Annotated in this window: 12 protein-coding genes; 1 reads left to right on the top strand and 11 read right to left on the bottom strand. The window is 39.4% G+C overall.

The features are described 5' to 3' along the window. Nucleotides 1-131 precede the first annotated feature (131 nt). From IV81_RS06175 to IV81_RS06125, 11 genes are all read right to left on the bottom strand, one after another. The gene (locus tag IV81_RS06175; protein ID WP_057803347.1) at nucleotides 132-497 is read right to left on the bottom strand and encodes a DUF488 domain-containing protein; all 366 of its coding nucleotides are present in this window, start codon (nucleotides 495-497) and stop codon (nucleotides 132-134) included. Nucleotides 498-573: 76 nt separating this feature from the next. Continuing rightward, complete coding sequence (locus IV81_RS06170) at nucleotides 574-936, bottom strand: type II toxin-antitoxin system PemK/MazF family toxin (protein ID WP_057803345.1); 363 nt, start codon at nucleotides 934-936, stop codon at nucleotides 574-576. A gap of 19 nt (nucleotides 937-955) precedes the next feature. Continuing rightward, nucleotides 956-1,195, bottom strand: a complete 240-nt coding sequence (locus IV81_RS06165; RefSeq protein WP_057803343.1) for a hypothetical protein — start codon at nucleotides 1,193-1,195, stop codon at nucleotides 956-958. 53 nt (nucleotides 1,196-1,248) lie between these two features. Next, the gene (alr, locus tag IV81_RS06160) at nucleotides 1,249-2,376 is read right to left on the bottom strand and encodes an alanine racemase (protein WP_057803341.1); all 1,128 of its coding nucleotides are present in this window, start codon (nucleotides 2,374-2,376) and stop codon (nucleotides 1,249-1,251) included. Continuing rightward, the gene (acpS, locus tag IV81_RS06155; RefSeq protein WP_057803339.1) at nucleotides 2,376-2,732 is read right to left on the bottom strand and encodes a holo-ACP synthase; all 357 of its coding nucleotides are present in this window, start codon (nucleotides 2,730-2,732) and stop codon (nucleotides 2,376-2,378) included. Before acpS ends, alr begins: the two co-directional genes overlap by 1 nt. A 144-nt stretch (nucleotides 2,733-2,876) precedes the next feature. Beyond that, nucleotides 2,877-4,448: a degradosome RNA helicase CshA gene (gene cshA, locus IV81_RS06150; RefSeq protein ID WP_057803337.1), complete on the bottom strand. Its 1,572-nt coding sequence runs from the start codon at nucleotides 4,446-4,448 to the stop codon at nucleotides 2,877-2,879. A gap of 298 nt (nucleotides 4,449-4,746) precedes the next feature. Beyond that, nucleotides 4,747-6,129, bottom strand: a complete 1,383-nt coding sequence (locus tag IV81_RS06145) for a UDP-N-acetylmuramoyl-tripeptide--D-alanyl-D-alanine ligase (RefSeq protein WP_057803336.1) — start codon at nucleotides 6,127-6,129, stop codon at nucleotides 4,747-4,749. A 155-nt stretch (nucleotides 6,130-6,284) separates the two neighbouring features. Beyond that, complete coding sequence (locus IV81_RS06140) at nucleotides 6,285-7,067, bottom strand: hypothetical protein (RefSeq protein WP_057803334.1); 783 nt, start codon at nucleotides 7,065-7,067, stop codon at nucleotides 6,285-6,287. Nucleotides 7,068-7,107: 40 nt separating this feature from the next. Beyond that, the gene (gene htpX, locus IV81_RS06135) at nucleotides 7,108-8,004 is read right to left on the bottom strand and encodes a zinc metalloprotease HtpX (RefSeq protein ID WP_057803332.1); all 897 of its coding nucleotides are present in this window, start codon (nucleotides 8,002-8,004) and stop codon (nucleotides 7,108-7,110) included. Between the two features lie 16 nt (nucleotides 8,005-8,020). Then, nucleotides 8,021-8,602 (bottom strand): LemA family protein, encoded by a 582-nt coding sequence (locus IV81_RS06130; RefSeq protein ID WP_057803330.1) that lies wholly within the window; start codon nucleotides 8,600-8,602, stop codon nucleotides 8,021-8,023. A 91-nt stretch (nucleotides 8,603-8,693) separates the two neighbouring features. Then, the gene (locus IV81_RS06125; RefSeq protein WP_057803328.1) at nucleotides 8,694-9,383 is read right to left on the bottom strand and encodes a class A sortase; all 690 of its coding nucleotides are present in this window, start codon (nucleotides 9,381-9,383) and stop codon (nucleotides 8,694-8,696) included. Nucleotides 9,384-9,459: 76 nt separating this feature from the next. Between IV81_RS06125 and IV81_RS06120 the strand changes: the two genes are divergently transcribed. After that, a complete protein-coding gene (locus IV81_RS06120; RefSeq protein WP_057803326.1) occupies nucleotides 9,460-10,686 on the top strand; it encodes a multidrug efflux MFS transporter in 1,227 nt (408 codons plus the stop codon). Nucleotides 10,687-10,820: the final 134 nt, after the last annotated feature.

Raw genomic sequence — 10,820 nt, 5'->3', positions numbered from 1 at the left:
ACTTTAACTTCTGGGGTACAGGTCAAATTGTGATCCTCTTTTTGATATCTTAAAGCTAAATATTTTAAAATTAGCGCACCAATTCCTACACCGATTAGCGCACCAATTCCTACACCAACTGCTTCAATTACTTACTTTAATTTTTTCTCGACGTATTCCTTTAACACCACCGCTTGATTGTGAGGAATATTTTTAGCCGCAAATAGGAATAAAACGTCACTTTTTTCCAGTTGTGCTTCTACAGAATCAATAAATTCGGATGTTGCGGGATTAGAATCTAGCTCTTTTTCGTACTTGGTCCTAAATTCCGAATATTTTTCATCTTCATGATTAAACCACTTCCGTAAGTCAGCCGTTGGCGCAATTTCTTTTGCCCACCGATCTAGCTTTGCTCGAACTTTTGAAATTCCACGGGGCCAAACGCGATCGACTAATATTCGATAAGCATCTTGCGGCTGTTCGTGGTCATAAATCCTAACAATTTCTATTTTTCCCAATCATCACACCCCATTCCAGTTTTAATGTAGTTAAAAAGACGACCCTAGATTTTAACCTAAAATCGCCTTTATTATACTATGTATTGGAAACGAGTCCCAAACTAACCCTTAAGGACTCGTCAACCTGATTCATTTTTTGATCGTCTAGTCGACCAATTTTATCATGTAGACGTTGTTTATCAATTGTCCGAATCTGCTCCATTAAAATAACTGAATTCCGGCTAATCCCAGCTTCCCCAGCCTTAATTCCAACGTGAGTCGGCATCTTGGGCTTGGCGATTTTTGATGTGATTGCTGCAATAATAACCGTTGGGCTGTAATGATTGCCTATGTTATTTTGGATAACTAAAACAGGGCGCATCCCGCCCTGTTCTGAACCGACAACTGGTGACAAGTCCGCATAGAACAAATCCCCTCGTTTTATCACAGATTCGCCCACAGTGTCACCCCATTATATTTTAGTACTGTTCAAGTACACGTCTTTCACAATCCGCTTCACACGAAGAAAAATCGTGAGTAATCTCAGCATTAATGTCCGCCATCTGAATATATCCGCTCTTTAATTGTTCCAGATGTTCCCCAGCATGGCGCACAAAAAAGCCCTTCACAAAGTCATCATTCACCCGGTTAGGTTCAACACCAAACATTTCGCAATAGGTCTCTTTTTTAACTGACATATCTCTTGTTTGATCATTCATAAGATTGCTCTCCTGTACTATTAGTTGTTACCATCATCATAACATTGATTCACTTATTTTTCTATATATTCATGGTTATAAGTTCGTGGTAGTCGCTCAGTAAATCCACAAGTTATTTCGTAATTAATGGTCCCCGCATATTCAGCAATATCTGTCATGCTAATCGCTTGGTTTCCAGAGCGGCCCGCCAAAATCACCTTGGTACCGACTGGATATAGTTTAGGCATTCGTACCATTAACTGATCCATGCATACGCGACCAACAATTTCACAAAATTGTCCATCAATTAGGACATGAAACCCTTGTAAGCGGCGTTCATAACCATCCGCATAACCAATTGGAATAGTGCCGATGTACTGATCTTCCGATGCTGTATAAGTCGCACCGTAACTAACTGAGCGGCCCTTTTTTAAAAGTTTCGAGAACGAAATTTCGGATTCCAAACTCATAGCAGGCTTCAAATCGTATGGTGGATTTAAAGCTCGACCAGATGGATTCATGCCATAAATGCCAACCCCAAACCGAATCATATTCCCATTACAGGCTGCATGCCATAAACTGGTTGCCGTATTTGAAACATGGACATACTTCGGACGTTTTACAAGCCTTTTCATGAAGCTATGAAAACGATTAACCTGTAAATCAAAATATTTTTTATCTTTTTCATCGGCCGTTGCAAAGTGGGTAAAGACACCTTCAAAGTTAAACTTTGCTGTATTTTCAAGATAACTTGCAGCCTCTTGAAATGCCTCTTCGCTCTGAAACCCAATTCTTCCCATTCCGGTATCCAATGCCAAATGAACTTTTAGTTGCTGCTTGTCACCAATCAATTGACTTGCGGTCTTTAACCACTCTAAATCACCAACCGTTAACGAGATATCATGGTCAGCCGCTAGTTTCGCCCATTTCACTTCAGTAATACCCAAAACTAAAATTGGCTCTTCAAACCCGGCCTCTCTAAGTTCTAATGCTTCATCTAGTATCGCCACGCAAAACCCAGTCGCACCTGCTTCTTTTGTAAACTGCGCTACCTTCGTAATTCCATGACCATATCCATTAGCCTTAATCACCGCAAATAGTTCACTTTGTTGATCTAATCGCTCAATTTCAGTTCTAACATTATATCTGATTGCTTCAGCATCAATAACTAATCTGCTGGAACGGTGAAGTCCTACAACCATCATTTATCCCCCTCTAAAATTACCTGTGTGACAACGTGGTGGTCAGAATGCGATATTGATACATGAACGATTCCATCAAATGGATGCTTCGTAATAATTGGCTTTCCAGTTTCATCGTAATCAATCTCAATATCTTGAAAGTTCAGCTTCTTGCCCAATCCGGTTCCGTAAGCCTTACTGTACGATTCTTTAACTGAAAAACGTCCTGCCAGAAATTCATATGCGCGCTGCCCTTTTTTAGATTTCCATTCAGCAAACTCATTCGGCGTTAAAACGCGACTAATAAAGGTTTCCGGATTATGAAGAGTTCTAAACCGATCGATGTTCGTAATATCAATACCAATCCCATAAATCATCCTGATTCCCCCCAACAATGCTCCTATTGTATCAAAAAAATAATCGAATTAAAATAATCCTTTTTATCAATGGTTGGTAATTTAGAGTTATTTTTAACTTGATTCTATAAAAAAAGCCGCTCTTTAAGCGACTTTTTCTGGATATTATTTTTCTTTAATAACAAATTGGCGATTAGCGCCACCCTTGTTACCAGAATTCCGATCGTTACGTTTGTTACCGCCATGATTACGGTCATCACGTCCAAAGCGTGACTTGCCGCCTTTACGGTCATTGTTCCACTTACCATTTCCACTTCGACCATTACCGTTACCACGGTGACCGCCGCCATTTCCACGACGGTTTCCACCACGATAGCCACCCTTGTTGTTGCTTCGGTTGCTACCATTCTTTTTCCGTGGGAGTGGACGTTCTGGTGTGATTTTAACTTTGATTTCGCTAGCATCCGCTTTCGTCTCATCGTTTAACAGCGCAGCAACCAAGGTCTTGGCGTCATACTGTTCTAAAAGATGTTCGGCTTGCTCTTCGAATTTTGTAACATCTGTTTTTTGAACTAATTCTTGGATATTTTGTTCAGCCATCGCTGCTCGACCAGCAAAAGCTTCTTCTTCTGTTGGTGGCTTCAAAGGTAGTAAACGTTTCTTAGTTAGCCGTTCAACATCGCGTAAGTAATCCATTTCCCAATTAGTTACAAAGGTAACAGATGTACCGTGTGCTCCAGCACGACCAGTCCGTCCAATACGGTGAACATAACTTTCTGGATCTTGCGGAATATCGTAGTTATAAACGTGCGTAACACCAGAAATATCTAGTCCACGAGCCGCAACGTCTGTGGCAACTAAGATATCTAATTGTCCATCACGGAATTGATGCAGGATGCTCATTCGACGTTGTTGGGTTAAATCACCATGGATTCCAGCGGCGTTGTATCCCCGTGCAACTAATCCCTTCGCAACTTCATCAACTCGACGTTTTGTACGACCAAAAACAACTGCCAATTTTGGTGATTGAACATCAATTACTCGAGTTAAAATATCAAACTTTTCGAATTCTTTTGAGCGAACATAGTATTGATCCACTAAATCAGCCGTTAATTCTTTTGATTTAACTGTAATTTGCTTTGGATCAGTCATGAATTTCACACCAATTTTTTTAATTGGTGCGGGCATTGTCGCTGAGAATAATAAGGTTTGACGATCACTTGGTGTTTGTTCGATGATTTGTTCGATGTCTGGCAAGAATCCCATGTCTAACATGTCATCAGCCTCATCCAGAACCAACGTTTTTACATGATCAAGACGAATTGTTTTCCGTCCGATATGATCAAGCAAACGGCCAGGTGTTCCAACTACAATTTGTGGGTGGCTCTTTAGTGCATTAATCTGACGACGAATATCAGAACCACCATAAACTACTTGAACCTTAGCTTTTTTATATTTTCCTAATTTAAAAATCTCTGCTTGTGTTTGAGCAGCCAACTCACGTGTTGGCGAGATAATAATTGCTTGGATATTAGGATTGTCTAGATCAACATTTTGTAAAATTGGTAACCCAAAGGCAGCTGTCTTACCAGTACCTGTCTGAGCTTGTCCAATAATATCTTTTCCTTCTAAAACACCAGGAATTGTTTCAGCTTGGATAGGAGTTGGCTCCTCGTATCCGTTATCTAAAACAGCTTTTAAAATGTTTTCGTCTAGCCCTAGTTCGGTAAATTTCAAATATATTTCCTCCTAAATTTCTGTTACTGCATCAAAGAAAATCCGTCTTTTTAGGGTCACCCCACAGTAACAATCGTGTAAACATAACTTTATAATCATACACCCCTAAATATGGTTTAGCAAATCAAAAGTTCATGAAAACGCTGTTACGACGGGAATTCGTTAATCTTTAAAAAATCGATTTTCCCGTTTCGCATTAAACCAACATTCTTAAAAATAAAAAGGCCATGATCACCTTAGCTTCATCATGGCCTTAGCTTATTTAAGCAAAACTAATTTTGATTAACTCTAAATAGTTTTAAGCTTCTAATTCATCAACAACATTTTCAAGGTGAATTCCGTGACTTCCTTTTAATAGGACACTATCGCTCGCCGTTAATTGATGATTTAAGTCTCGACTTAAGCGCGTTAGTTCATCTGCATCATAATAATAAACTGCACCTGCATCATAAATTTTTTCATTAAGCAGCCGATCTCGCAACGCTTTCATATGCGGGCCGATTAAATAGACTGCCGCAAATCGAGCCGGACTTAACTTCTCAGCTAAACTTGCATGCATTTCATCCGCATCATCGCCAAGCTCTAGCATATCACCTAAAACAACGTAGCGTTTCCCATTGCTTTCCGTATTGGCAAACGAATCCAGCACCGCTTTAGCTGCCGTCGGATTCGAATTATAGACATCGCTTAAAATTCGTTCACCATTTTTACCAGTTAACCATTGGGTCCGATTTTTAGTCAAATCAAATTTTGCCAATGCCTTAATCTCATTTTGAACACTTATATGATATTTTTCCCCAACAGCCATTGCTGCTAAAGCATTAGTTACGTTGTAATCACCAATCACCGGAATCGTTACAACTGCTTCTTCGTCCAAATTAGTCTTAAAACTCGTGGTTTGATCTTGGCTCTTAATATCAAAAGCATGAATGTTGTTGTCACTTTTCAGTCCAAAGGTAAAGTGCTCTACATCCACATCTTCCGCCCGTTTTGTAAGGAGGGGCTCGTCGCCATTAAATACAAAGCACCCGTCCTCCTTCATTCCATCGGTAATTTCCATTTTGGCATCCGCAATTCGGTCGCGCGTTTTGAAAAATTCAATGTGCGCTTCACCAATCATTGTAATTACTGCAATATCTGGTTGAACTAAGTCGCTGAGAAAATGAAGTTGACCCGGACGATCCATCCCCAACTCAACAACCAAAATTTCCGTGTTCGAACTCATCCCTAAAATTGTAATCGGAACCCCTAATTCATTATTAAAGTTTTCCTGAGTTTTAACTACGTTGTACTCCGAGGCTAAGATTGATGCCGTCATATCCTTCGTCGTTGTTTTTCCATTACTACCAGTAATTGCCACTACCTTCGGATTTAGTTTATCCAAATAATATTTAGCTAGTTTTTGAAGTGCTGCTAAAGGATCATCAACTAAAATACTAGGTATGTTTTGAGGTTGATCATCTTGATGTTCCCTTCCCCACAGTGTTGCAACAGCTCCTGCCTCAACCGCTTGTTCAATAAAATCATGTCCATCACGTTGTCCCATAATTGGAACAAACAACGACCCAGACGATAATTTTCGACTATCAAACTGAACACTAGTTACGTCTATCTCGCTCCATTGATCCGGAATTTCATCCGCATCTAATGCGCGCGCAATTTCGCTAAGTTGCATTTTCATTTATCTAAAACTCTCCTTAATCTTTTAAAACCTGAGTCCAATTATACCACAGGAACAATTCATAATAATCCATCCGCTAGGAAGTCAAATTGCACGAATAAAAAAAGAAAACCGAATTGAGGTTTTCTTTTTTGTCGGCTAGACTAAAGCTAAATTTAGTATAGAGCATCCGAATCAAACGCCTGTGGGTTGGTAATAATAAAGTGCCAATTCTTGCTTCTTAAATTATATTTTAGAACAGCAATTTGCTGTGCATTATTATATAGTGATTCTTTACTTCTTAATGTTGGTGCCAAATTACTTTCACTAGCAATCAAGATTGGAATTCGATACTCTCGATCTTGTTCAAAAGCTTGATCAAAAGCAAAAATTAGTCCCTCGCCTAATACCGGGATCAGTTGTCGGACCATTCCTGATGGAAGCTCGGCAAATTTATTTCCACGCCTAAACACCAGTCGATGTTCATTATATGCTTGTTCAGCATGCCGAATTATTGAATAATTCAATACCGAATAAAAATTCTTTAATCGTCGATAATACGTCTTAACCTGGTTTTCGCCAATGTTGAGATAGACATAATCATTTTGCAATTTGTACGAAAAAGGCGTCCCTAGGTGGGTTTTCATATGTCCCATATACAATAATTCTGCAATATCATGCGGGGTTAGCTCACTTAGTGCATCCCGCTGAGAAAAATCGACCCAGTTTCTAGAGCCCTGATTTTCAAGTAAAAACTGATTAATTTCTTTTGAACCGTTAATTTCATTTAAAAAAGTATGATTGTCAATCACCAAGTCATCATCAACCTGCCGATTTAACAACAAAACATTAGTTGGTATTTGCAAAACGCCCTTCAAAAAGTCATTTGCTGTAATTCCGCGCGAATAAATTAAATTAACAATTGATTCTAAATGCACAAAAATATAGTCATCACGCATAACCTTAACTCTCTTTCAATTAACTATATATCTTTTAGAACTACATCTTTTCTAAACGTTGAATGCGATCCTCAATTGGTGGATGGGTATCAAACAAATGCGCCATCGATCTTTTTTTCTTAAATGGATCCGAAATATATAACGCCGCACTACTTGGGTCGGCTGCTTTCATTGGTTCACTTGTTGAAATCTTTCTTAGCGCATTAATTAATCCAAGTGGATTACGTGTCAGCTCGACACTAGAAGCATCGGCTAGATACTCTCGGTTTCGTGATAAAGCCAGCTGGGCAATCGTTGTGGCGATTGGCCCTAGGATTACCAAAACAAGTGAAAGCAACATCAATATAATTTCTAAACCACCGTTATCATTATCATCATTGCTTCGACGGCGTCCACCGCCCCACCAAAAGGAATTCATTCCCAAATTAACTAACATTGCAATTGCTGATGAAAGCGCGAGGGCAATCGTTGAAAGTCGAATATCATAATTTCGAATATGCGAAACTTCATGGCCGATTACACCCTCTAGCTCCTCACGATTCAGCCGGGACAAAATCCCAGTGGTCACGGCCACGGCCGCATTCTTAGGACTATTTCCAGTTGCAAAAGCATTCGGACTAGGATCATCAACAATATAAACCTTTGGCATCGGAATTTTAGCTACCAAGGCCATATCTTCTACAATATGCCAGAGTTCAGGATAGCTGGATTCATTAACTTCTGTCGCATGGTTCATTCCCATTACGACGTTCGTTGAATTTGCAATCATCATGCCCATATAAATAGCGGCAATCACTGCCGCCATCACTACTCCAGCCATTGCGCTGTTATAAAACACGTATCCAACAGCCGCTCCAATGAACAAAACCAAGATAGCAAATCCAATCATGACATAGATTGTTTTACGTTTGTTACTTGCAATCTGCTGATATAACATTCATTCGACCTCGTTATTATTTATCAAATGAAACTGATGGTGCTTTAGTTTCTTCTTCTGGAACTTGAAGGTAATTAACTTGTTGGAAATTACCCATTTTAGCAATCAAATTACTTGGGAATGATTGTAACTTAATGTTGTAGCTTGCAACACTTGAGTTAAATAATTGACGTGAATAAGCAATTTTATTCTCGGTGTTAGTCAATTCTTCCATTAATTTCGTGAATTCCTGGTTTGCCTTTAAATCTGGGTAGTTTTCTGAAAGTGCAAAAATGCTCTTTAATGAATCCGTTATTTGATTAGACGTCTCCATCATTTTTTCTCGTTGATCCGTAGTTGGATTCGGATTACTAGTCTGATCCACCAACTGGTTTCGCAATTGAACCACTCTACTTAAAGTTTCTTTTTCATGCGTTGCATATCCCTTAACTGTGTTTACCAAATTAGGAATTAAATCGTTTCTTCGTTTAAGTTGAACGTCGATTTGACTCCATGATTCTTCGGTATATGTTCGCGCCTTGATTAATCCGTTATACATCACGACTACCGCAATAATAATCACTGCAATTACGGCTAGTCCAATTAACATTCCTGTCATTTAACGCCACCCCTTTTATAAATTATCCTGTATGATACTAATAGTACCAAACTACCGGCAGAATTTATACGTCTCAAGTCACTAAATTTTTCTAACGATTAAATTTATTTGCAAATAACTTTTGAACGGACTGTGGTGCCTGTGAATGGGCCATTTTCTTAACAAATTTAGCGCGAATCATTAGGCGCCCTTCTCCAGTGTCATCACATGTTACGAGGGTTAATAGCTTCTGATCTTTAACATCGTCAACAACCTGTACATCGGTGGCCTTAATGAATTGTCGAACGTTTACCTGATACTCATAAATATTTGTTTCATCAGTTAGGTATACCTTTTGTCCAATCTTTGCTTTCCAGTACAATGGGCTAAACAGCACCTGTTTATCAACCATATGATGACCTGCTAAAGCATAATTGCCTTCGCCCATTTTTTGATCGGCTTTTAAGGTACCAGCGGCCAAGGCTAGCGTTAAATTGTCCACACCCTTGCCAATCGGAAGATGGATATCAACATCTGGATATGCAATTTCACCAATAACTTTAATTCGATTTTCAGATGCCCGTGCTTTTAAGACCGTTTGCCAATCTAAGGATTTCACCTTTGAATAATCAAACGATCCCTTTTTCTTACTATTCGTTGCAACAACCTTTTCATTAATGGTTGGATTATATTGTGCTACCATCCAAGTTTTAATCTGTCGGTTAAAGATTAATGCCAAACTGAGTAATACCAAAAGTGATAACCCAATTGAGACCAACCAGTTTTTTAGTTTTTTGTTCATGAAAGTTTCCCCGTTATCATTTTTATTTTTTGTGTTATTGTATATAGGTATATCTTTTTTGAAAGAAGGCTTTATTATGTTTTTCAATCGAAGAAGACTATCGAAAAAGAAGCGTGAACCATGGGAACAAAATCTCTTTGTTCTTTGGTTTGGAACCTTCATTGCCGGTGTCGCGTTCAGTGAGATTATGCCGTTTTTATCTCTCTATGTCAACACATTAGGCAACTTCTCAAAATCAGAATTGTCCTTTTACAGTGGGCTAACCTATTCATCCACATTTCTTATCCTAGCAATCATCTCACCCATCTGGGGAAAAATTGCGGATAAGCGTGGTCGTAAAATCATGATTTTAAGAGCCTCTCTTGGAATGGCATTCGTTCTCGGAGCAATGGGCTTGGTTCAAAACGTCTTTCAATTGATTGGTCTTCGTTTATTACAAGGTGTGTTTGCCGGTTACATTAGTAACGCAAATGCACTTATCGCAACCGAAACTCCCAAAGAAAAAAGTGGGTATGCCCTTGGAATTTTATCAACAGGGCCCGTTTCCGGATCACTCCTCGGACCGCTAATCGGTGGCGCACTCGCTTCAATTTTTTCCTATCGGATTACTTTTTTCATTACTGGTGGGCTATTACTAATAGTATTCTTACTTAGCTTTTTCTTGGTTCATGAACACTTTGTCCCCGTTGAACACGAGACTGGTTCATTAACCGCCAAGCAAGTAATTAGTAAGCTAAATCGTCCGCAAGCCGTTTTTGGAATGTTCATCACTACGATGATTATCCAGGCTTCCAACAATTCAATCGCTCCAATCATTAGTCTTTATGTCAAAGAATTGATGCACAATGGGGCCGGTGTCACGATGGTCGCCGGCTTAATCGCTGCCATTCCTGGAATTGCCAACATGCTGGCGGCTCCAAGATTAGGAGAATTGGGCGATCGCATCGGAACCGAAAAAGTGCTCTCCGTAGCGTTCCTGTTCGCCATGGTTCTATACCTGCCAATGGCCTTTGTTCCTTCGATTTTCTGGCTCGGCGTTTTCCGCTTTTTCATCGGTATTTCTGATGGAGCGATGCTTCCTGCTGTACAAAGCATTCTCTCTAAACGAACTCCGGCCGAAGTCACCGGTCGGGTATTTAGTTGGAATCAATCTTTCCAAGCACTAGGGAACATGATTGGTCCACTTATTGGTTCAGCAGTTTCCGGAATGTTTGACTATAGTGCCGTTTTCATTGCCACTTCTGTTCTAGTTTTAATTAATTTTATCCTCTTTAGATGGTTAAATGGTCGGTCCGTAGCTTAAATCTAACTAATTTAAAACCAGCGTTGGAATTATGTTTATAGTTCTAACGCTGGTTTTTAAATTATAATTGAATTATCCTTAAGGATCCAGTTACCATTCGTTGGTATCGGGCACGATTAAGTTCACTAAGGTAG

The sequence above is a fragment of the Pediococcus stilesii genome (assembly GCF_001437075.1).
GTDB lineage: Bacteria > Bacillota > Bacilli > Lactobacillales > Lactobacillaceae > Pediococcus > Pediococcus stilesii.
Note: the sequence above shows the minus strand (reverse complement) of the source record. Positions and strands in the feature narration are given on the sequence as shown.

Coding starts and splice junctions, on each gene's coding strand:
- alr (WP_057803341.1), bottom strand. CDS start 2,376: ATGGTTGTAGGACTTCACCGTTCCAGCAGATTAGTTATTGATGCTGAA.
- acpS (WP_057803339.1), bottom strand. CDS start 2,732: ATGATTTATGGGATTGGTATTGATATTACGAACATCGATCGGTTTAGA.
- IV81_RS06120 (WP_057803326.1), top strand. CDS start 9,460: ATGTTTTTCAATCGAAGAAGACTATCGAAAAAGAAGCGTGAACCATGG.
- IV81_RS06165 (WP_057803343.1), bottom strand. CDS start 1,195: ATGAATGATCAAACAAGAGATATGTCAGTTAAAAAAGAGACCTATTGC.
- htpX (WP_057803332.1), bottom strand. CDS start 8,004: ATGTTATATCAGCAGATTGCAAGTAACAAACGTAAAACAATCTATGTC.
- IV81_RS06140 (WP_057803334.1), bottom strand. CDS start 7,067: ATGCGTGATGACTATATTTTTGTGCATTTAGAATCAATTGTTAATTTA.
- IV81_RS06130 (WP_057803330.1), bottom strand. CDS start 8,602: ATGACAGGAATGTTAATTGGACTAGCCGTAATTGCAGTGATTATTATT.
- IV81_RS06125 (WP_057803328.1), bottom strand. CDS start 9,383: ATGAACAAAAAACTAAAAAACTGGTTGGTCTCAATTGGGTTATCACTT.
- IV81_RS06145 (WP_057803336.1), bottom strand. CDS start 6,129: ATGAAAATGCAACTTAGCGAAATTGCGCGCGCATTAGATGCGGATGAA.